Origin of the sequence: Roseibium sediminicola (genome assembly GCF_023156505.1) — a bacterium.
GTDB lineage: Bacteria > Pseudomonadota > Alphaproteobacteria > Rhizobiales > Stappiaceae > Roseibium > Roseibium sediminicola.
The window spans coordinates 121,381-141,377 of sequence record NZ_JALNMJ010000011.1 but is presented as its reverse complement, the minus strand read 5'-3'; the positions used below and the strand labels follow the sequence as shown (position 1 = coordinate 141,377).

Annotated in this window: 16 protein-coding genes; 8 read left to right on the top strand and 8 right to left on the bottom strand. The window is 60.7% G+C overall.

Annotated elements, in window-relative coordinates:
* Window positions 1-117: 117 nt before the first annotated feature.
* The 3 genes from M0H32_RS16570 (at window position 118) to M0H32_RS16560 (ending at window position 1,883) form a co-directional block, all read left to right on the top strand.
* The gene (locus M0H32_RS16570) at window positions 118-978 is read left to right on the top strand and encodes a LysR family transcriptional regulator (protein ID WP_248155988.1); all 861 of its coding nucleotides are present in this window, start codon (window positions 118-120) and stop codon (window positions 976-978) included.
* A gap of 160 nt (window positions 979-1,138) precedes the next feature.
* Window positions 1,139-1,567 (top strand): Hsp20 family protein, encoded by a 429-nt coding sequence (locus M0H32_RS16565; protein ID WP_094073631.1) that lies wholly within the window; start codon window positions 1,139-1,141, stop codon window positions 1,565-1,567.
* A 31-nt stretch (window positions 1,568-1,598) separates the two neighbouring features.
* Window positions 1,599-1,883, top strand: coding sequence for a BQ00720 family protein (locus M0H32_RS16560; RefSeq protein WP_248155986.1), 285 nt, complete (start codon window positions 1,599-1,601; stop codon window positions 1,881-1,883).
* Between the two features lie 81 nt (window positions 1,884-1,964).
* Here the strand turns inward: M0H32_RS16560 and M0H32_RS16555 are convergent, their stop codons facing one another.
* Window positions 1,965-3,245, bottom strand: coding sequence for an OpgC family protein (locus M0H32_RS16555; protein ID WP_425607329.1), 1,281 nt, complete (start codon window positions 3,243-3,245; stop codon window positions 1,965-1,967).
* A 39-nt stretch (window positions 3,246-3,284) separates the two neighbouring features.
* Window positions 3,285-4,670 carry a tetratricopeptide repeat protein gene (locus M0H32_RS16550; RefSeq protein WP_248155984.1) on the bottom strand — a complete coding sequence of 462 codons (1,386 nt, stop codon included), beginning with the start codon at window positions 4,668-4,670 and terminating at the stop codon, window positions 3,285-3,287.
* 295 nt (window positions 4,671-4,965) lie between these two features.
* On the opposite strand from M0H32_RS16550, the gene M0H32_RS16545 reads away from it, so the two are divergent.
* The 3 genes from M0H32_RS16545 (at window position 4,966) to M0H32_RS16535 (ending at window position 11,740) form a co-directional block, all read left to right on the top strand.
* Window positions 4,966-6,117, top strand: coding sequence for a YeeE/YedE family protein (locus M0H32_RS16545; RefSeq protein ID WP_248155982.1), 1,152 nt, complete (start codon window positions 4,966-4,968; stop codon window positions 6,115-6,117).
* Window positions 6,118-6,226: 109 nt separating this feature from the next.
* Window positions 6,227-6,706 (top strand): DUF302 domain-containing protein, encoded by a 480-nt coding sequence (locus M0H32_RS16540; RefSeq protein WP_248155980.1) that lies wholly within the window; start codon window positions 6,227-6,229, stop codon window positions 6,704-6,706.
* A 609-nt stretch (window positions 6,707-7,315) separates the two neighbouring features.
* The gene (locus tag M0H32_RS16535) at window positions 7,316-11,740 is read left to right on the top strand and encodes an ExeM/NucH family extracellular endonuclease (protein WP_248155978.1); all 4,425 of its coding nucleotides are present in this window, start codon (window positions 7,316-7,318) and stop codon (window positions 11,738-11,740) included.
* Between the two features lie 173 nt (window positions 11,741-11,913).
* Here M0H32_RS16535 and M0H32_RS16530 read toward each other — a convergent pair whose 3' ends face one another.
* The 5 genes from M0H32_RS16530 to panC all read right to left on the bottom strand — a co-directional run bounded on the left by M0H32_RS16530 (window position 11,914) and on the right by panC (window position 16,867).
* Window positions 11,914-12,669 (bottom strand): substrate-binding periplasmic protein, encoded by a 756-nt coding sequence (locus M0H32_RS16530; protein WP_248155976.1) that lies wholly within the window; start codon window positions 12,667-12,669, stop codon window positions 11,914-11,916.
* 267 nt (window positions 12,670-12,936) lie between these two features.
* A complete protein-coding gene (locus M0H32_RS16525; protein ID WP_248155974.1) occupies window positions 12,937-13,692 on the bottom strand; it encodes a substrate-binding periplasmic protein in 756 nt (251 codons plus the stop codon).
* A 154-nt stretch (window positions 13,693-13,846) separates the two neighbouring features.
* Window positions 13,847-14,623: a substrate-binding periplasmic protein gene (locus tag M0H32_RS16520; protein ID WP_248155972.1), complete on the bottom strand. Its 777-nt coding sequence runs from the start codon at window positions 14,621-14,623 to the stop codon at window positions 13,847-13,849.
* Window positions 14,624-15,160: 537 nt separating this feature from the next.
* Window positions 15,161-15,970 carry a 3-methyl-2-oxobutanoate hydroxymethyltransferase gene (gene panB, locus M0H32_RS16515; RefSeq protein WP_248155970.1) on the bottom strand — a complete coding sequence of 270 codons (810 nt, stop codon included), beginning with the start codon at window positions 15,968-15,970 and terminating at the stop codon, window positions 15,161-15,163.
* 33 nt (window positions 15,971-16,003) lie between these two features.
* A complete protein-coding gene (gene panC / locus M0H32_RS16510) occupies window positions 16,004-16,867 on the bottom strand; it encodes a pantoate--beta-alanine ligase (protein ID WP_248155968.1) in 864 nt (287 codons plus the stop codon).
* Between the two features lie 353 nt (window positions 16,868-17,220).
* Here panC and M0H32_RS16505 point away from each other — a divergent pair, with 353 nt between their 5' ends.
* Both M0H32_RS16505 and M0H32_RS16500 read left to right on the top strand, forming a co-directional pair.
* Window positions 17,221-18,327 carry a hypothetical protein gene (locus M0H32_RS16505; RefSeq protein WP_248155966.1) on the top strand — a complete coding sequence of 369 codons (1,107 nt, stop codon included), beginning with the start codon at window positions 17,221-17,223 and terminating at the stop codon, window positions 18,325-18,327.
* A 188-nt stretch (window positions 18,328-18,515) separates the two neighbouring features.
* Entirely contained in the window at window positions 18,516-19,052 is a 537-nt protein-coding gene (locus M0H32_RS16500) for a hypothetical protein (protein ID WP_248155964.1), read from the top strand.
* 128 nt (window positions 19,053-19,180) lie between these two features.
* Here the strand turns inward: M0H32_RS16500 and M0H32_RS16495 are convergent, their stop codons facing one another.
* Window positions 19,181-19,936 (bottom strand): NYN domain-containing protein, encoded by a 756-nt coding sequence (locus M0H32_RS16495; RefSeq protein ID WP_248155962.1) that lies wholly within the window; start codon window positions 19,934-19,936, stop codon window positions 19,181-19,183.
* Between the last annotated feature and the right edge of the window lie 61 nt (window positions 19,937-19,997).

The following is a 19,997-nucleotide window of genomic DNA, read 5'->3' as shown; positions in this document are numbered from 1 at the left end:
TAGGGAATGAGCATCTGCCGCTCCCTTCAATTTTGATTGCTAGTGGAAGTGATCTGCAGATACTCTCATGCATGTGGCTTATTTCCATGTTTTCTAATTGAAATCGAGATTTCAAAAATGAAACGAAATATCGATTGGGAAGATCTGCGCTTGTTCCTGGCCGTTGCCAGAGCAGGGGGGCTGGCCGGCGCAGCCCAGGCGACCGGCGTCAGCGCCGCGACTCTCGGGCGGCGGGTCACGGCGCTGGAAAGGGATCTGAACGTTCGCCTGGTGGAACGGGAGGCGCGCGGCTACCGGTTGACGGCGGCGGCTCATGATCTGCTGCGCCACCTGGAAGACATGGAAGAGGTCGCCAGTGCGATCGCTACCTGGAAAGATGGTGGCCGGACCCGCCGCCGGATCCGGATTTCCGCAGGCGACTGGACCACGCGCTTGCTCATCGGTCATATCGACAAGTTCTGGCAACCGGATGCCGACTGGACGCCGGAGTTTCTCGCGGACTTGAAAAGCCGTGACATCGCAAGGCGCCAGATCGATATCGGCGTGCGCAATGCCAGGCCGAAACAGGCCTGGCTCGCGGGCCGAAAGGTCGGTCATGTGGACTATGCCGTTTATCAGTCACGGGCCGTGCCCCGGGATACGCCGCTCTCCTGGGCCGGCCTTGTGGAAGACGACGCCAATTCGCCGACGGGGCTTTGGCTAAAGGAAAATCATGGCGGTGACGCCGTGATCACGGTCAACAAGGGGTCCCTGGCACTGTCCCTGGTGCGCAGCGGCCATGTGAAGATGCTGTTTCCGTGTTTTGTCGGCGACGGATTTTCAGACCTCATGCGTATTTCCGATCCGATCGAGAAGCTGAAAACGGAACGATGGCTGGTCATGCACCAGGATGAACGTCACGGGCCGGAATTGCGCCAGGCAATCTCCGCCCTGGCGAGGTTCTTGAAACAAAACCCTGTTTTGACTTCGGACAGGTGAACAATTCACAGAAGGTTGACAGGTAAACGCCCGGAAAACCCGACTCCTTGAATCAATTTTAACGAAGCTCCATATTTAATCATGAACGGAGCCGGTTGGTTCCGGTCCGGATGCCTAAAAAGGGTCCGGGCGCAAGGTCGCTTCGCCAAGGACTTTGAGGATGTCACGCATGTCAGCGTTTTCTAGCCCGTTTATGCTCGGGTTCGACGATATCGAGCGCGTGCTCGATCGCGTCTCCAAGGCCGCCAATGACGGTTACCCGCCCTACAACATCGAAAGACTTCCGAAGTCTGAAGGTCAGGGCGACATCATCCGGATCACACTGGCTGTGGCCGGATTTACCAGGGATCAGTTGGACGTCTCCGTGGAAGAGAGCCAGCTGGTGATCCGCGGCCGGCAGGTCGACGACAAGACCCGCCAGTACCTGCATCGCGGCATTGCCGCCCGCCAGTTTCAGCGGGCCTTTGTCCTGGCCGAGGGGATCGAGATCCTCGGAGCCGACCTGAAAGATGGGCTTCTGTCCATCGACCTGGCACGTCCGGAACCCGAACGTGTCATAAGAAAAATAGAAATCTCCAGCGGCGAATAGACCCTCGTCGGCCAACAGATGGAGAAGACTGATGCACGACCCCAATAGCCCCTGGTGGGCAGACAATGCAGATCTCGCCGAAATCATGACGGTTGACGAGTTGACCGAACTCGGCACGGGCGACATTGCCTATATCAAGCCGATCAAGGCACGCGATCTTCGGGAAATGTTCCCGGACGTGCCGCCGCTGCATGACAACATGACGCTTTATGCGCTTTTGAACGCGGACGGGACGCCGATCCTGCTTGCGGACAGCCGCGAAGCCGCGGTCGCCAACGCGTTTGAAGCGGATCTCGAGATGGCTTCGCTGCATTAAGCGGCCAGACTGTCCGGATGAAAAACGCAAACACCGGCCTTTCGGCCGGTGTTTTTGTGTCTGGCGTCGGAACGTTGCCCGTTAGGTCAGGGCCGGTTCCCGCGTGCCCGTTTTCGACCTGGCAAGTTGGTCGCCATCATCTGCGGGCGGTGTCCTCGGCCGCTCGGACGGACCGGAGGTCGGGGTCGCCGGCGGTTTGCGCCAGGGTTGGCTCTTGTACCAGCCGGCTACATAAGCCACCGCGATCAGGGCAAGGAAGCCGAGCAGGTTGGACAGGATCTGCGGGATCCAGTCGCCCCGGCCCCAGACCATGTCGCGCAGCAGACCGGCCGCCTGGGCGATCACGAGGCTGGCCATGAAGACCGGCAGGGACTGCTGGCCGACCTTTTGAACGATCACGACAAACCGACCCCAGAGGGCGCCATGCCCGAGCAGGCGCCTGCCATGTTCGCCGGCCGCGACCCAGGCGACATAAGCCAGCGCCAGGAAGTGGAGATAGCGGAACAGGCCGAACTCGGTCTTGATCCACAGCGGCCGGATGGCTTCGCGCACTTCGCGCGCCCAGACCCAGTCCAGGTGGTATTCGCCATAGACCCGGAAATAGGCAAAGGGGACCGTGACCAGCATGATGGCAATACAGAAGATGACCAGGCCCCGGTTCACCGGCGGTGCCGGGATCCAGCCGCGCATGAAGGCAAAACCGGTGAAGAACAGCATCTGCCAGGCGAACGGATTGAAGAACCATTCCCGGTCGGACCAGGGCTCCGCCGGCAGGCTGAGCAGGTCGAACTGGGAGGCCAGCCAGAGGCCGATCGAGACGGCAAAGGCGGCTTTGACCGAGATCCGGGCCGCCAGCATGATCACCGGGATCAGCGCCAGAATCACCACATACATCGGCAGGATGTCGAAATAGTTCGGCACCCAGGTGAGCGTCATCAGGCCGGGCAAAGCCACTTCGGTCCTGTTGAAAAGGTGCCAGAGATTGAGCGAGCCGACATAGTCCTGTGTCAGGCCGCAGCACTCGTTCAGGAAGTTGCTTTCATGCAGCATCACCAGACCGACGGCGATCACCAGGAACTGGCCGATATGAGCCCAGTAGACCTGCCACATGCGGTGCAGGATGCGCGCCGCGCCCATGCTCCAGCCGTGAATGTCGAAGATCTTGCCGAAGGCGAGCGCCGAAGCCATGCCCGAGCAGAACACGAAGATCTCCGTGGCGTCGGAAAAACCGAACCGCGCCGGGATCCACAGGGTCCACCAGTTGTTGGGCAGATGAGCAATATAGATGATGAACATGCCGAGCCCGCGGAAAAAATCCAGGCGCGGGTCACGGGGGCGTTTCGTTTGCGGATGCGCGTTCACGTTGGTTCCAGAATATGTCGCTTGCCGGACCGGAAAAGGTCAGACCGAGCCGGTGGCCCTGAGTTTCTTGTCTTGCATGACCTCTTGGGCCCGATGCATTTTTTCGCAGGTATCAAGGCGTTGTTCGGCAAACCGGTCGAGGGCGCCGCGCTTTTGACTGCGGCTCTTGATAAGCCGTTCGGCATCGCCCGGCAATCCGGCCCGGAGCGCCGCGTCAATGGTAATGCGCTCGAAGACGTCGCGCTGGGCATGCGAGCCGCCCACCAGATAGAGATTGTCCCTGGCGGAGGTCAGCAGCGTGAAGGCGGAGGCGTAATTGCCTTTCCTGTACTGCTCCAGGCCGAGACCGGTTGGCAAGCCGGCTTCCGCCGTGATGCGGCCGATATCCGTTTCGCTTTGCGCGCGCTGTTTCAGACCGGCCAGCAGGCGGTCGGCGCCCATGCGGCGGCCGCCATTCAAAAGCGCCAGCAGGTAGTGGAGATCGGCAAAGACGTTGCAGCCGTCCTCGGCGCGCTTGTCCGACAGCAGCGCCAGCTCGTCCCAGCGCGAGCCTGTATCGACACCATCCAGCTCCAGCCGAACCAGCAGGGAAGCCGCGTTGGAGATGTCGCGGTAGTCGTCCGTCTTGTCCTTGCGGATGTCGGTGTCGTAGAGGGCCAGCGCCTTGTCCGCTTCGCCCTGGTCCAGATACATCAGAGCCAGGTGCCACCAGACGTGATAGCCGAAATTGTTGCAATGGGCCCAGCCGTCTGGATGGTTCTCGAGCCAGCCTGCGCCTTCCTCCGAGCGGCCGGTCATGTCGTGGACATGGGCGACCGCGTGCAGGCCCCAGGCATCGTCGCGGGCAAATTCCAGCCCCCGGCGACCGGAAGCTTCCGCCAGACGGTATTCGCCGGTTTCTTCAAGGGAAAACGCCCGGCAGCCCATGAGATAGCCATAACCGGGGTGATGTTCGGAATAGGCGGAAAAAACCCGCTCGATGGATTGGCGCATGCCGACGGAATCGCCGAGTACAAAGCGGATGGCATGCACCAGCTTCATGGTCAGCGTGTCCTCGGGCACCTTGACGAGCGAAGCATCGAGAAGGTCCGCGGACCGGCTCGGGAAGCCCTGCAGCCAGGCATCCAGCGCATCGACGATAGCCGTTTCCCGGTCCGTCAACGGCCGTTCCTTTGCGGAGGCCCGGGCGATCGACAGGCATTCGCGGGCGGTGTGGTAAAGCTCCTTGCGCCCAAGTAGCAGGCAGAACAGGCCGCGTGCGGCGTGTGCAAGCGCGAAGTCGGGGGCAAGCGTGAGGCAGGTTTCGAGATGGGTTGGCGTGGTCTTGCCGTGGGCGAGGAAGGCCCGGACGGTTTCGTTCCAGGCCGCAAGGGCGTCCTTGTCCGTCAGGGTAAGGTCGTAGCCGAATTGATCGCTCAGTCGCATAACTGGCCTTTTTGTTTTTCGGGCTGGACCGCCGAGTACCGCGAATAGGCGGCGCAAGACGCACAGTCAGCCGATGAATCTCTACCGCTAAAATTCCGCAGGCTTCACTTGAACTGCAAAACACAAAAAGGTGTTGGCAATGTGTAGGCGATCAGAAGGTAAGTTCGTCGCGAAATTATGGCCGAATTCGAGCGCGGGCCTGCCGGCCCTTCTCTTGATCGCCGGAAAGGCCCGTATCATAAGGGCGATAACGAACACACGCCCTCAAAGCGTAGGGCTTCAATAACGCATCAGGATGACCATGACGGTTCAGAAATCGCAGATTGTGGTGGCGGCCATCGCCGGAGGCCTGCTGGTGCTGATCGCCGTCGGCGCCTATGGCGAGGCCGGCCTGCGGCAAGCTGTCGCTGTTCTGATCGGCGGCGTCGCCGGCCTGTCTCTTTATCATGCCAGCTTCGGTTTCACGGCCGCCTGGAGGCGGATTGTCACGGAAAAGCGCGGCGGCGGCCTGCGGGCGCAATTCGTCCTGATCCTGCTCACCAGCGCGGTGTCCTTTCCGCTGATTGCCTGGGGCGCGGGCTTTGGCTGGCCGACCGGTGGCTTTGTCTTTCCCTTCGGCATTGCCGCGGCGCTGGGCGCATTCATGTTCGGGGCCGGCATGCAACTGGGCGGCGGCTGCGGCTCGGGCACATTGTTCACCGCCGGCGGCGGATCGACACGAATGATGATCACGCTGGCGGCGTTTATCCTGGGGTCGGTTGCCGCCACTGCCCATGTCCATCTCTGGGGGCGCTTGCCGAAACTGCCGTCGGTGTCCCTGATCCGGGAATTCGGTCCCCACGGCGCTTTCCTGCTGACGGCTCTGGTGCTGGGCGGGCTGGCGCTTCTTACCGTCTGGATCGAACGGAAGGCGCATGGCGGCATCGCGCCGCCGCGCCCAACCGAGTCGCTGCTCAAGGGGCCTTGGTCGCCGATGCTGGGCGCGATCATGCTCGCCATGGTCGGCATCGCCACCTTTGTCGTGGTCGGCCGGCCCTGGGGCATCACCTCAGCCTTTGCGCTCTGGGGGGCCAAACTCTTCCAGTTCATCGGCGTCCCGGTCGAGAACTGGCCCTATTGGACCTGGCAGCCCGCCGCCCTGGAAAACTCCGTTCTGCGCGACACTACGTCGGTCATGGATTTCGGCGTGATCCTGGGAGCAATGGTGGCCGCAGCCCTGGCGGGCCGGTTTGCGCCGGTCTGGCAGCTCAGCCGCCGAGATGTCCTGACGGCGATCGCCGGCGGTCTGCTGATGGGCTATGGCGCGCGCCTTGCCTATGGCTGCAATATCGGCGCCTATCTCGGCGGCCTGGTCTCCGGATCGCTCCACGGCTGGCTCTGGCTGGTCTTCGGCTTTCTCGGCAGCCTTGCCGGGACCCGTCTGCGCTTGAAGCTGGGCATGGGCTGAGAGCCAAACCTTTCGTCCTCCAAACGCCCACACCGCATTGTGAGCGGCCTGTGAGCGGAACCCGGCTAGATTTCCCGCAATCGGAGCGTCGTATTGCGGGAGAAGGAACATGCGTTTTCTGGTTTTTTGTGTGGTGATGGCGTTCGCTGTTTCCGGGCTGGCCCGGGCCGGCAGCCTGCCCGACCGGGAGGGCTGGCAGGTCGTGCCGACCGATAAGGCGTTCCAGGCCCTGGTCGAGGACCTGAAAGCGGCCGTCAAAGCGGACAAGATGGGACTGATCACCCAAGCAAGCGCGTCGGCCGGCGCTAAGGGACGCGGCCTCACCATTCCCGGCAACATGGTCATCGGCGTGTACCGCAATGACTACGCGGTGCGCATGCTGGAAGCATCCGTCGCGGCGGGCATCGAGGCACCCATCCGGTTTTACGTCACTGACAATGGCGACGGCACGGCGACTTTGTCCTGGAAAATGCCGAGCTTTGTGTTCGCTCCCTACATGGACGAGGGCGGCGAGGCGCTGGCGGAGCTGGCGACAGAGCTCGACCTGATGTTCCTGTCGATCGCGGAAGGCGCTGTTGCCGCAAAGTAACAGCGGACCACTTTGCGCAAGCCTTGTGCGGGAGAGACCGCTTTTTGGGCTTGTGAAACTGTACCTGCGGTCTCACATTAATTCCATTGTCAACAACTGAAAGGAGGTGTGCCCATGTCTAATGAGTATTCGAACGTGGCCCATGTGTCTGGGCGGAATGGTTCGGTTCTGGAGCAGCCTCTGGTATTGAACGGTTTCGCTGGGATTTGATCCGGACAATGTGTCACGTCGATCTCATGGGAGGGCCGCAATGCGGCCCTCTTTTGATTCAAACAGCATGGTTGTGCTGATGGGGGTGGCGATTTTTTCCACCCTGTAAAAATTTTTTCAGTTGTATTTTTTGTTTAGAAAACTTTAAGTCGCATAACGCATGCGTAAGAATGACGCTGCGAAAAATCGCATATTTGCCAGTTGCTTGGTAAGCGCATCGCTGCCTGAACGCAGAGGCAACTGTTGAGCTATTCTGATTATTTTACGGCTAAAGCATTATTTTCCCGGCTAAAATTCTCTTGTCCATGTGGTCAAATGTCAGAAAACTGACACGAAGTTGACACGGGGCATGGACTACCAACCGCCCCAGATTTGGTCCGCAGTTTGGGGAAGATTCACATGACTTGGCATTTCCGCTTCGGGTTCGTTTTCGGCGATCATCGCTCCAATCTTCTGATGGGCAGCAACTGGTCCGACTTCATTTTTGGTTTCGGCGGCGACGACGAGATCTACGGCAGGGGCGGCAACGACACCATCTTTGCGGGCCGCGGCAATGACTGGATCGATGGCGGTGCCGGCAACGACTTTATCGATGGCGGCCGCGGTTTCGACACCGCCGCGTTCGACGGCTCGATCTTCGACTATGATGTCAATCTGTGCCGCGGCTGGTTCTCCACCACCGCCATCGTCACCCGCTTCGGCGACACTGGCCGACCGGTGGAAGTCGACTACCTGAGAAACGTCGAGGCGCTGCATTTCGCCGAGGAAAACTACACGCTTTATCTCGACGGCCGGAACAATAAGGTGCTGGCGCTCGACGATGCTGCCGCCACGGATGAAGACACGAGCCTGACCCTGTCTTTCGACGACCTGCTGGCCAATGACACTGATTTTGACGGCGATACGCTGACCATCACCCGGGTCGACGCGCTGAGCAGCCTGGGCGCATTGATCTCCGTTGTCGACGGCACTGTGATGTACAGCCCGGCCGGTGTTTTCGATACGCTGAAAGAGGGGGAAACCGTCGCCGACACCTTCACCTACACCGTCGATGACGGCCGCGGCGGCAGCACCACCGCCACGGTCAGCGTGACGGTCACCGGCACCAACGATGCCCCTGATCTGGAGCTGGCCTCCGAAGTCGATTTTGCCGAGAACGGCACGGACGTGGTTGCGCTCGCAGCCGCCAGCGACGTTGACAGCGACGGCATCAGCTTCTCGCTCTCCGGTGACGATGCCGGCCTCTTCACCATCGATGAGGCAACCGGCGAGATCCGATTCCGCGACGCGCCGGATTTTGAAGCGCCGGCGGATTTGGATGGCGACAATGCCTATGACCTGATCGTCACCGCGACGGACACCGAAGGCGCCACGGACAGCCAGGACCTGACCGTCACGGTCACAGACGTGGTCGAAATTCCGGACGTGGATGCCCGCATCAACGAATTCCATTACGACAATGCCGGCACGGATACCGGCGAATTTGTCGAGATCCGTACTGCCGCCGGAGACGATATTTCGTTCCTGCAGATCGGTTTGATCAACGGCTCCAACGGCTCGGAATACAATCGCGTTGACGTTTCCAGCCTGACGATGACCACGGACGGCACTTACGACTATTACGTCTGGGACCTGCCGGCAAACGGCCTGCAGAATGGCGCGCCGGATGGCATCGCCCTCGTCAATGGCGGTTCGGTTCTGGAATTTCTGAGCTACGAAGGCGAAATCGAAACGGTGATCGATGGCCAGACCGTCACCTCGACCGACGTCGGCGTCGCTGAGAATGGCGGCACCGAAACGGGCCATTCGCTCCAGCGCAATGAGGACGGGACCTGGAACGAGGCGGCGGCCGCGACCAAGGGCGCCGCCAACGAAGCGCCGGGTGTCGAGCTCAATGCCCGGATCAACGAATTCCACTACGACAATGCCGGTTCAGACACAGGCGAATTCGTCGAGATCCGCGTCAATGCCGGCGCCGATGTCTCGGCCCTGGACGTGCGCCTGATCAATGGCAATGGCGGCGCCGAGTACAATCTCGCCGCCGTTTCCGGGCTGACCATGACCACCGACGGTACTTACGATTACTACGTCTGGGATCTGCCTTCGAACGGTATTCAAAATGGCGCGCCCGACGGCATCGCGCTGGTGAATGATGGCGAGGTGGTCGAGTTTCTGTCCTATGAAGGCGAAATCACCACCACCATAGCCGGTGTCGAGGTTACGTCCACGGATGTCGGCGTTGCCGAGGACAGCGGCACGGCGGCCGGCGACTCCCTGCAGCGCAATGATGACGGCTCCTGGAGCGAGGCCGCGCCGGAAACCAAGGGCGCGGAAAATGGCGGTGGCACCGGGCCACTCACGGAAGCGCGCATCAACGAACTTCATTACGACAATGACGGCAACGACACCGGCGAGTTCGTCGAAATCCGAGTCAATGCGGATGCCGATGTCAGCGGTCTTCAAGTCCAGCTGATCAACGGCAATGGCGGCGCCAGCTACAACAGCGCCGATCTCTCGACCCTGACCATGACCACCGACGGCAGCTATGATTATTACGTCTGGGATCTGCCCGCGAACGGCATCCAGAACGGTGCGCCGGATGGGGTCGCCCTGGTGAACGGCACCGGGGTGGTCGAGTTCCTGACTTACGAAGGCACCATCACCACGACCATCGCCGGTACGGAAGTCACCTCCACGGATATAGGTGTCTCCGAGAGCAACTCCACACCGGTCGGCCAGTCCCTGCAACGCAGCGACGACGGCTCCTGGAACGACCCGGCCACGGAAACCAAGGGCGCGGCCAATGACGGTGGTGGTGGCGGCGGCGAGCCGACGGCGCGGTTCATTTCCGAGATCCAGGGCACCGGCTCGGCCAGCCTGCTCGTCGGCGATTACGTGCTGGTCTCCGCCGTGGTCACCTACACCACCGGCAACGGCTTCTTCCTGCAGGAAGAGGATGCGGACGCCGATGGCGATGCGCTGACCTCGGAGGGCATCTTTGTGTTCACCGGCGGCGCACCGACTGTGGTCGTTGGAGACGTGGTCGACGTTGCCGGTACCGTCGAGGAGTTCTTCGGCATGACCCAGCTCGGCAGCGCCGAGATCACCAAGACCGGCAGCACAACGCTGCCGACGGCGGCAAGCATCCAGCTGTCTAAGGCCGCAACCAATTACGAGCAATATGAGGGCATGCGCATCTCGGTCACCTCGGGCATCGAAAACGAGCGGGTGACCATCATCGAGAACTTCAACTTCGACCGCTTTGGCGACATCACGGTCAGTGCCGGCGCGCAGACCCAGGCAACCCAGCTTTACGATGCGCAGACCCAGGCGGACGAGATTGCCGCGCATATCGAAGGCAACATGAACAACCGTCTGGTGATCACCGACGGGACCTCCAGCCAGAACCCGGACAGCTACAGCTATGTCGCCAACACCACCGCCGGTGACGACGGCGACGGCATCCTCAGCGCCGGTGACGATTTCACCGTCGACGGTCCGACGCTGCGGCTCGGCGCGGAAATGAACTCGGCGATCGAAGGCGTTCTGACCTACGAGTTCGGCGAGTTCAAGGTGCTGGTCGACGGCACGCTCGACATTGACGAGGCAACCAATTCCGGCGCCCGCCAGGACATGCCGGACGATGTCGGCGGCGAAATCCAGGTGGCCAGCTTCAACGTGCTGAACTACTTCACCACCTTTTCCGGCGGCACCGGACCGAACGGCGATCTCAACCCGCGCGGGGCCGACAACCAGGCCGAATTCGACCGGCAGACCGCCAAGATCGTCGAGGCGATGGTGCGCACGGAAGCGGAAGTCTTCGCGCTTCAGGAGATCGAGAACAACGGCTTCGGCGAGGCGTCGGCGATCGCCACCCTGGTCGATGCCCTGAATGCCAAAGCCCTGGCGGACGGAACCGGAGCGGTCTACGACTACGCCAATCCGCTCGGCGGCGACGGTTTCCTCGGAACCGACGCAATCATGACCGGCATGGTCTACGACACGACCAAGCTGACGCTGGTCCATGCGGAAGCGCTGGTGTTTGAGGAAGCGTCGGCGGCGGACACTTATGCCATCGCCGAATTCCTGAACACCTATGTCTCGTCCAGTGACCGGGTCGGCGATTTCCAGCGCAACCGCCCGGCAACGATCGCGACTTTCGAGGACGCCAATGGCGAAGTCTTCACGATTGTCTCCAACCACTTCAAGTCCAAGGGCGACAGCAATCTGCAGGATCTCGCGGACGGCGTGCAGGCGGCGCTTGACGGCGGTTCGGTTCCGGCGGGCGAGGTGGCGGCGGTCCAGGCTGCGCTGGATGCGCTGATCGCGGATCCGAATTTCGATCAGGGCAATGGCCAGGGTTTCTGGAACCAGGTCCGCGCGGATGCTGCCAGCGAGTTGGCGGCCTATCTGGACGGTGCCTATGCCGATACGCTCGCAGGTCTCGGCAAGGCCGATGCGGATTACCTGCTGATGGGCGACTTCAACGCCTATGCCGAGGAGGACCCGGTCCAGGCTGTTCGCGACGGGGCCGGCTACACCGACCTGATCGATCAGTTCCTCGGCCAGGAAGACGCCTACAGCTACGTCTTCGACGGTCAGCAGGGCACGCTCGACCAGGCGCTGGCCTCCGGCTCGCTGGCCGGCCAGGTCACCGGCCTGACCGAATGGCACATCAACGCCGATGAGCCGGACCTCCTGAACTACGACCAGGACTTCAACAATCCGGACTTCTACAACGACGATCCTTTCGCGGCCTCCGACCACGATCCGGTCATTGTCGGTCTCGACCTCGGCCCGCAAAGCGACGCGCTCCTCGCCTGAGGGAACGTCTGGAAAAGGAAACGGCGACCCTCGGCCGCCGTTTTTCAGGTGTTGTGGCTCCTGACCGCGCCGGCCTACTTGGCCGGAATGCCTCAGAAGTCAGGGCGCTCTTTAAGTCCGGTCCATCCTTCAGGACCCGGTCTCCGGGAAGGAGGCGGGCGGACAGGCCTCCCTCACTCGGCAAAATAGGCGTCGATGATGGCCTGATATTCGCCCGATGCGATCATCTCCTGAAGCACGCCGTCGAGCTCGTCGCGCATGCCGGCGAGATTGTTGGCCTTTGAAAAGGCGATATAGGACGGCACCGAGGAAATCTCCGGCTGCAGCTCGACCACATCGCCGAGGCCGTTCTGCTGCTTCAGGTGGTGCATGGCGCCATACTTGTTCATGATGACGGCATCGATGCGCCCACCCATCAGCTTCTTGATGTTGTTGGAGCTTTCCGGGGCATAGTCGAGCGACTTCAGTGTACCGGCCTTGACTGCGTCGTCGACCATGGCGCCGTAGCTGATCCCGTCGACCAGGCCGATTTTGGCTGAAGCAATGCTCTCCATCGATCCGTCAAAGGCAATGTCATTGCCTTTCTTGACCCAGACCGACAGCACCTGCGGCATCAGCACGGTTTCCGAATAGTCCAGGAACGTGACCCGCTCGTCGTTCTTATAGGCGGTGAAGATCGCGTCGGCTTCACCCGTCTTGGTCATGTGCAGGGCCCGTTTCCAGGGCAGCACATCGATGCTGACGTCCTTGCCCATCTTCTTAAAGGCTTCCCGGACAATCCTGACGGCGATGCCGTCGGCCTTGTCTCCGTCCTGATATTCGTAAGGGGGATATTCCAGAGTGACCAGTTTGACGGTTTCAGCCTGCGCTACGACGGACAGACCGGCGGCGACGATTGCAACTCCGATAAATTTGACAAGCTTCAGCATGATTGCCTCCTCACAGCGAAAAATATTCAAACGAGGCTAGCCGCAGATCGCAAATAATTCACATTAAATTTTTCTGACAAGATCGATAAATATTCTTTATCTGAAAATATGATTACAAAATTATTTTTTGAACTGGCAAGTATATGAAAAAATACAAATGTAAAGACTTGCATTAATCAAATCTATCCAGGTTTGCAGAAGACGCGCCGGGAGCAGGCTGATGGGCCGACCTATCAGCCTGCTCCCGGCGGTTCTTCGGAAACCGACTCATTCCCTGAAATAGGCGTCAATGATCGCCTTGTATTCACCCGAGGCAATCATACGCTGAAGCACATCATCAATAGCATCGCGCAGCTCGGCAGATCCGCCCTTTTTGGAATAGGCAATGTAGGACGGTACGGACGAGATCTCCGGCTGCAGTTCCACCACATCCGGCAATGCGTTCAGCTGGTTCAGGTGATGCATGGCACCGTATCGGTTCATGATAACAGCGTCGACACGACCGCCAAGCAACTGCCTGATGTTGCTGGAACTTTCAGGTACATAGTCGAGCGATTTCAGCTGGCGCGCCTTGATAGCCGCATCGACGACCGGTCCGTAGCTTATTCCCTCCACCAGGCCGATATCCGTCCAGGCAAGGCTTTCCATCGACCCGTTGAAGCCGATTTCGGCGTCTTTCCGGGTCCAGACAGAGACCACCTGAGGCATCAAAACAACGGTCGAATAGTCCAAAAACTGCTCGCGCTCGTCGGTCTTGAAAGCCGTGAAAATGGCATCCGCCTCACCGGTTTTGACGAGATGCAAAGCCCGCTTCCAGGGCAGAACCTGGATGGACACCGAACGGCCCAGCTTCCCGAAGGCTTCGGTCACGATCCGAACGACGATGCCGTCGGCCTGCGTTCCGTTCCAGTATTCGTAGGGCGGATATTCAAACGTCACCAGCTTGACCGGTCCGGCGCGCGCGCAAGCAACCGCAAACAACAAGAAGGCAGCAACACCGATGCCTTTTACCAGCTCTCTCACCGGATGCTCCGGTCCTTGAAGGATGCGCCGCCGGCAGTGGGGCAGGGCTTGCAGATCGAAGCTGTTGCCATCCTGGTGCGGGAGGCAGTTCCCCCAATCTCAATGTGCCGTGATGCCGGGATCTTCATCGGTGCACCCTGATCTCTCATATGCATCAGAAGTCCAATGCCGGCAGGGCATCCAGGTAATATCCGTCAACGATGTCCTGGTAGTCGCCGGAGGTGATCATGGCTTGCAGGACCTGATCGAACTGATCGCGCAGCCCGGAGAGGTTTCTGGCCTTTGAAAAGCCGACATAGGAGGGCACCGCGGAGACTTCCGGCTGCAATTCCTCGACCTTGTCGAAGCCGTTCTGGAGCCGCAAATGATAGAGCGCGCCGTAGCGGTTCATGATCACCGCCAGCGTGCGCCCTGCCAGAAGCTTCTTGATATTGTGTGCGCTGTTGGGTGCATAATCGAGCTGCTTGAGCGTGCCGTTTTCGATGGCGGTGTCCGCGATCTTGCCGTAGCTGACGCCGTGCACCACACCGAGGGGAACATCGTGCAGGCTCTCCATAGTGCCGTCGAAAGGCACATTGCTGCCCTTCAGGGCCCAGATGGAAACCACCTGGGGCATCACCACTGTTTCGGAGTAGTCGAGAAATTTCAGTCGTTCTTCGGTCTTGTAGACGGTGAAAATGCCGTCAACCGATCCCTGGCGCGCCATCAGCAGCGCGCGTTTCCAGGGCAGTACCTCGATTTCCAACTCATGCCCCAACCGTGAAAAGGCTTCACGCAGGATGCGCACGACGATGCCGTCGACCTTGTCTGCTTCCTCATATTCGTATGGCGGATAGCTCAGCGTGACAAAGCGGAGCGTGTCCGCGCGCGCGCCGGTACTTGCGGCCACCAGCCAGCAAATCAGGCAGGTAAGGATCGTCAGGGCATTCATGCGTGTATCCCTCACCAACCGGCCAAAAGCGCAACAATCGCGTTGCGGCGGCGGCTCATCGAAGCCGTGACCGAATAGTCTCGATTGGCCCGCTTCAGTTCGAAGGAAAAGTTTGAAGTACTATTTATTAAAATTTCCAAACCGGCAAACAATGCATTTCGGTTTGTTTAGTGATTTGGCGCATGGGATGACAAGTCGCCAACCGAAAAGATGAAATGTTCAATGCAACTCTAGGAAAGGTTGTGTTGTTTCAAGAGATGACATTGGCAAAGCTGCGCATTTTTCAGGAAAACGCGTTGGCTCGGGTCGAGCTGACCTGTTTGGTCTTAATGACTGGGAAGGCGCTTTGTCAAAAAAACGGCGGCAAACTCAAGTGTCACCCAGGACGATCGAAGGGAGATCCGGGGGCCCACTCATTTCTTGAGCATTGTGGAGGAGGCACCTGGGTGATCCTTGCATCTGCTTCGACAAGCGGCGTGGCGAGTAGGCCCCGGGTCTCGCGATGCTCACCCGGGGTGACATCTCGGTCGGCTCACCTTACCGGTAGACCTGCCCTTCGCCCGGAAAACTGCGGTCCTTGACGTCGTCGGCATAGGCCTTGACCGCCGCCTCGATCTGACCGCCGAGATCGCCATAGACCTTGACGAATTTCGGTGGGGTCGGGTTGAGGCCGAGCATGTCTTCCAGCACCAGGATCTGACCGTCGCACTCGGCTGAGGCGCCGATGCCGATGGTCGGGATCGGGATTTCCTTGGTCACCTGCGCGGCCAGCGGCTCGACCATGCCCTCCAGCACAACGGCGAAGGCACCGGCCTCCGTGACGGCCCTGGCATCCTCGAAGTGCTGGTCCCAGTCACTCTCCTGACGTCCTTGCGTCTTGAAGCCGCCCATGACATGGACCGATTGCGGTGTCAGGCCGATATGGGCCATCACCGGCACACCGCGCTCGGTCAGGAAACGGATGGTCTCGGCCATGCGCGTGCCGCCTTCCAGCTTGACCGCGCCGCACTGGGTTTCCTTCATCACTCGGGCGGCATTGCGGAAGGCTTCCGACGGGCTTTCCTCATAGGTGCCGAAAGGCATGTCGACCACGACCAGGGCCCGGCTGGTGCCGCGCACGACCGCCTTGCCATGCATGATCATCAGGTCGAGCGACACGCCGACGGTGGATTCCATGCCATGCATGACCATGCCGAGACTGTCGCCGACCAGGATGAAATCGGCATATCTGTCGACGATCGCCGCCGTGTGGGCGTGATAGGAGGTCAGCGACACGATCGGCTCACCGCCCTTCTTCTTTGTGATCTGCGGCGCGGTGATGCGGCGGACGGGTTTCGGGCTGCTCATCGGGCATCCTTTCAGGGAAAAGTCTGGGGCCGGTCAGGCGCCGGGAACGGATCTGGGCGTAATCACCCGCTGGTCGATCAGGAGAACGGCGCCGAAGCGCACGGCCAGGAGCACGACCGCCGGGCGTTTGAGCGGGCCGGACAGCGCGGCAAGGGTCTCCGCATCGCGGATATCGACGCTTTGCACGTCGCCGTCCCTGGCTTCGGCCAGCTCCGCGCGGACAGCTTTCTCCAGCGCGTCAATCTCAGGCCCGGACGTCGCCAGGGCCTCGGCGGCGCTCAGCGACCGGCTCAGTGCGACCGCCTGCTGGCGGTGCTCGGGGGAAAGGCGCACATTGCGCGAGGACATGGCCAATCCGTCGGCTTCGCGCACCGTCGGGTGCGCGACAATTTCCAGCGGCATGTCGAGATCGCGGACCATCTGCCGGATCAGGGTCAGCTGCTGATAATCCTTTTCACCGAAGACGGCGAAATCCGGTGTCGCGATGTTGAAGAGCTTGGTGACCACCGTGGCAACGCCGCGAAAATGACCGGGCCTGAGTGCCCCTTGCAGGATGCTGGACAAGCCCGGCACCTCGACAAAGGTGTCTCCGCCGGCACCGTACATCTCGGTGACATCCGGCATGAATACCGCGTCGACGTTTTCGGCTTCCAGCAGGGCCAGATCCCGCGCCTCGTCGCGCGGATAGGTGTCGAGGTCCTCGTTCGGACCGAACTGGGTCGGATTGACAAAGATGGTGGTGACGGCCCGGTCGGCCTTTTCACGCGCCAGGCGCACCAGCCCGAGATGGCCCTCATGGAGATAACCCATGGTCGGCACCAGCCCGACCGTTTCCCCCGCAAGCTTCCAGCCGCGCACGGCCTGCCGCAGCTCCGCCCTGGTCCGGCAGATCTTCATGGTTTTGTCCTCCCGCGGCCGTTGTTCCCGCATCGGCCGTTCTTTTCGCGGGTGCAGCATAATCAGGAGCGCGGGAAAGTCCAGTGGGCCAAATGGCGACGTGACCGGCCTGCGCCGGAGACTGGTTTCCACAGGCCGCAACGGAAGATTTGGCCTTATGCGCCATCCGCGCTAAAAGGACGGCCGACTTGCTGAAGTCCGGCGTTCAAGATCGGCAGCTGGGGTGGGGGACGACAATAAGAAAGAACATCAAGCGTCTGGTCTTCTACTTTCCGGGCTACGACCTGCGTCCGGTACGCAAATGCTTCCCCCTGTTCCAAAAGGAATTCGGCACTTTCTTGAAGATCAGGAAGGTGGACGGAACATTTGGCCCGTTTAGTGAAAGCAACGATCCCGGAGACGGTTCGGCCTACTGGGCCGGCCAGGTGGATTGGCCTGAGGCCCATGTCGACACGCGGTTTGTGCAGCTCGGCTGGCGGGATGTGATCCGGCCGGATTTCGAACGCATCTGGCCGCGCACCGTTCTGGATGCCATCCGCTCGTTCTTTCTCTATGCCCGGGCCGGCGGCTATCGGGCGGTGTGGAAGAGCAATTGGGCCCACGCGGTGTTCTGTCTTTATCCGGCGGTCGGCCTGCTGCTCTACCTGATGACCAGCCTGCTGCCACCGCTTCTGCTGGCGCCCACGGCGCTTGAGGCAGCGGCCGGTTTGGCTCCGGAGCCCTATAAAGGCCCCGTTTCCTGGGCGGTTTTTCTGGCGGGCAGCGGCCTTTGGATGGCGGCGGTGCATGCCCTCAAGCAATTCCTGGAGCCGAAAAGCTATTTCCGATACCTGGTCAACAGCTGGCATTTCATTTCACGCATGGCGCGCGGCGAACACGGCCCGATGCTGGCGCGTATAGAAGACTGCGCCGACAAGATCGTTGCCATGGAGGCACAGGCAGACGCGGACGAGGAGTTGGTTTTCACTTCGCACAGCTGCGGGACGTTCGTGGCGATCTATATCCTTGCCGCGGCGCTGCGCCGGAACCCGGATATCGTCAAACGCAAGGGCGGCTTCGCCTTCGTTACCTTGGGGCCGGCCTTCGATTGCCTTGGCGGCTATGGCGCCCAGAACGGATTCGGCGAGGCGATGGCAAGTGTCGCGCGCTCAGGTGTCGACTGGACGGATCTCTATTCACCCCACGACCCGCTCTGCGGCGGCCGCACGCCGCCGGTGGCGCGCTACGCCGCGCTCACCAGGGCCGACGGCAAGCGGCCGGAGCCGAGACGCTACAGCGTGCGCATTCCCGACCGGATGCCGCCGGAAAAGTTCCGCTACCTGCGCTACCGGTTCTTTCCGCTGCATTTCTGCTATTTCTTCGCCTCGGTGAAACCGGGGTTGTTTGACTTCTACCGGCTGACACTGGGGCCGAAGTCTGCGGTGGAGCAGTTGAAGGCGTGGGATGAGGGGCGGGATTAAGCGGTGGGCGTGGCAGGCGCCGGCCAGGAAAAATCAATAGCGCGCTTTCGGTTACACCAAATGGAAACCGGTTAGCGGTCAGCATGCGGCGCGGCAACTGCATCGGACCTTTTCCCGCATGCGTGCCGCATACGCGGGTCGGCATTTAGCCTTGCTGCGTATTTCAGAACTTTTTGGAGACCTATCGAATGAATTTAAGACCTTATGCCCTGTTGCTGGCCTTTCTGCCGGCGTCGGCACCTGTGGCAGCGGCCACATTTTCGAGTGGTGACTGGGAGGCGGCCAGGATCGGCGGGACCTGCCTCGTCTACACCAATGCCGCGGCGCGCGACACGTCCGGATCCTTGCAGTTCAGTTTCGATGCCAAGGGCTACAACGCGGGCTTCAGCTACGAATACGCGCCTTACACGGACAATGAAGAAGATCCGTGGAGCGAGACCGACCTCGTCGAGATCACGATTGACGGTGAAGACATCTGGCTGGGCGAAGAGATGTTCCCCGTTGGCCAATCCGACCCGAACAGCCTCGCAATGACCGGTGGTTTCGTGAAAGAGATGATCGCCGTGGTGGCGAATGCGGAACGAACGGTCGACATTTCCGTCGAACGCGAAAGCCTCGGCGAGACCTGGCTTTACGGCCGCTTCTCGCCGGTTGGCTTCAAAGAGAGCCTCGCCAAGGCGGCCGAGATGTGCGACTTCAACCCAGCCAGCCTGCCGGAATCCTGATCCTCGTCCGGGAGTCGGCGGGTCGTTCATGCATAGGGCATCCGCCCAGCGAGCGATCCGCCCCTCCTTTCCCAGTCAAGTGCTGCCAAACCGGACAGCCGACACGAACCGTCCAACCGGGAGGCCGGTTAGGATTTCCGTCTTGCCGAGGCTTTCTTCGGGGATGGCTTCTCGCGGATGCGGATGGATCGCCCCTCCGGATGCTCGATCTCGAAGGCGTTGGTCTTGCGGACAAGATCGCTGAGCTTGCGGAAACCGAAATTGCGCGGATCGAAATCCGATGAGAGGTTGGCAAGATGCGTTCCAACTTCTCCAAGCGGTGCCCAACCGTCTTCTGTCTCCATCTGGTCGAGAACGCGCCGGATAATGGGCGTTGCCGCGCTAGGCGATTGAAGCGGCTTTGATGTGCTGCCCGCTGCCTCCGCGTTTGCAGGGGAATCGGGGAGCAGGTTCTCGGTGTAGGTGAACCGCCGGCAAGCCTGCCGGAAGCTCTCGGGCGTCTTCTGCTCGCCGAAGCCGAAGACATCGACGCCCTGTTCCCGAATACGGGCAGCGAGCCGCGTAAAATCGCTGTCGGAGGACACCAGGCAAAAGCCGTCGAAGCGTCCGCTCAGCAAGAGGTCCATCGCGTCAATGACCAGCGTGATGTCGGAGGCGTTCTTGCCGGTCGTGTAGGCGAACTGCTGGTGCGGAATGATGGCATGCCGGGCCAGAACGTCGATCCATGCTTTTGATCTCGGGCTGGAAAAGTCGCCGTAAATGCGTCGAACGCTTGCCTCGCCGATCTTCGCGATCTCGTCAAAGAGCCCGTCAACAATCCTGGCCGACGCATTGTCGGCGTCGATCAGCACTGCGAGGCGTGGGGAGCGCGCGTCTAATACCATTGAGCGGGGGACCTTTCGAAGATGTGTTGGTTGTCAACCTAGCACGCGCATCCCTGGACGG

Excerpts from the sequence above, each read along its gene's own strand:
- M0H32_RS16550 (WP_248155984.1), bottom strand. The coding sequence starts at position 4,670 with ATGCGACTGAGCGATCAATTCGGCTACGACCTTACCCTGACGGACAAG.
- M0H32_RS16545 (WP_248155982.1), top strand. The coding sequence starts at position 4,966 with ATGACCATGACGGTTCAGAAATCGCAGATTGTGGTGGCGGCCATCGCC.
- M0H32_RS16540 (WP_248155980.1), top strand. The coding sequence starts at position 6,227 with ATGCGTTTTCTGGTTTTTTGTGTGGTGATGGCGTTCGCTGTTTCCGGG.
- M0H32_RS16530 (WP_248155976.1), bottom strand. The coding sequence starts at position 12,669 with ATGCTGAAGCTTGTCAAATTTATCGGAGTTGCAATCGTCGCCGCCGGT.
- M0H32_RS16500 (WP_248155964.1), top strand. The coding sequence starts at position 18,516 with ATGAATTTAAGACCTTATGCCCTGTTGCTGGCCTTTCTGCCGGCGTCG.
- M0H32_RS16535 (WP_248155978.1), top strand. The coding sequence starts at position 7,316 with ATGACTTGGCATTTCCGCTTCGGGTTCGTTTTCGGCGATCATCGCTCC.
- M0H32_RS16560 (WP_248155986.1), top strand. The coding sequence starts at position 1,599 with ATGCACGACCCCAATAGCCCCTGGTGGGCAGACAATGCAGATCTCGCC.
- M0H32_RS16570 (WP_248155988.1), top strand. The coding sequence starts at position 118 with ATGAAACGAAATATCGATTGGGAAGATCTGCGCTTGTTCCTGGCCGTT.
- panC (WP_248155968.1), bottom strand. The coding sequence starts at position 16,867 with ATGAAGATCTGCCGGACCAGGGCGGAGCTGCGGCAGGCCGTGCGCGGC.
- M0H32_RS16520 (WP_248155972.1), bottom strand. The coding sequence starts at position 14,623 with ATGAATGCCCTGACGATCCTTACCTGCCTGATTTGCTGGCTGGTGGCC.
- M0H32_RS16565 (WP_094073631.1), top strand. The coding sequence starts at position 1,139 with ATGTCACGCATGTCAGCGTTTTCTAGCCCGTTTATGCTCGGGTTCGAC.
- M0H32_RS16495 (WP_248155962.1), bottom strand. The coding sequence starts at position 19,936 with ATGGTATTAGACGCGCGCTCCCCACGCCTCGCAGTGCTGATCGACGCC.
- panB (WP_248155970.1), bottom strand. The coding sequence starts at position 15,970 with ATGAGCAGCCCGAAACCCGTCCGCCGCATCACCGCGCCGCAGATCACA.